The sequence below is a fragment of the Streptomyces sp. DH12 genome (assembly GCF_020873895.1).
GTDB lineage: Bacteria > Actinomycetota > Actinomycetes > Streptomycetales > Streptomycetaceae > Streptomyces.
Genome location: NZ_JAHWGT010000230.1, coordinates 1 through 769 on the forward strand (window position 1 = coordinate 1; position 769 = coordinate 769).

Consider the following 769-nt stretch of genomic DNA (forward strand, 5'->3'; position numbering starts at 1 on the left):
GTTCCTGATCTCCCTCTGGGTCCTGGCGATCATCGCCCGGCCCTACACCTGGTGGCGGATCGCCCTGGTGGCGGCGATGGCCGGCGCGTTCCTGCTGGTCCTGGCGGTCCCCTGGCTCCAGGACTTCTTCGCCCTGCGCCTGGTCGGCATGACGATGCCCTGGCTCGCGGTCGGCATCGCGGCGGTCACGGCGGCGGTCCTGGAGTTCCTCTGGCGCTGGGTGGACCGCAGATTCCCCGTCTGATCGGGTCGCGCGGGCGTTATGCCCGGTATGTGGGTGACCATGGGAGTCTGCCGCCGCAGGTGATCGGAGACGGACGACCTCATGAAGCTGCTGTCCCGGAAGAAGTCCGCGGACTCCCAGTCCCGGTCGAGCAGGGGTGAGCTCGCGGCTCAGCTGGCCGCGCCCGTGCGCAGGTTCCTGGCGACCGAGGCGGGCAGCTCCGGGCTGCTGCTGCTCGCGGTGGCGGTCGCCCTGATCTGGGCGAACTCCGCCTGGTCGGAGTCGTACTTCTCGCTGTGGCACACCGAGGCGTCCGTCGCGGTGGGCGACGCGGAGCTGGCGATGGACCTGGGGCACTGGGTCAACGACGGTCTGATGGCGCTGTTCTTCTTCGTCATCGGCCTGGAGGTCCGCTACGAGCTGTCCGTCGGCTCGCTGAACGACCGCCGCCGCGTCATGATCCCGGGCCTCGCCGGGATCGGCGGCATGGTCGTGCCGGTCCTGTTCTACCTCTTGATCGCGCCCGGTTCGGAGGCCGCGGGCGGC

The 769-nt window shown here is 70.2% G+C and carries 1 protein-coding gene and 1 pseudogene; both read left to right on the forward strand.

What is annotated here, in order from left to right:
* Positions 1–244, forward strand: a pseudogene (locus LPA54_RS33710) (cation-translocating P-type ATPase); the annotation flags it as partial.
* 81 nt (positions 245–325) lie between these two features.
* Positions 326–769, forward strand: a 444-nt coding sequence (locus tag LPA54_RS33715) for a Na+/H+ antiporter NhaA (RefSeq protein ID WP_228984510.1), incomplete at its 3' end; no start/stop codon positions are given.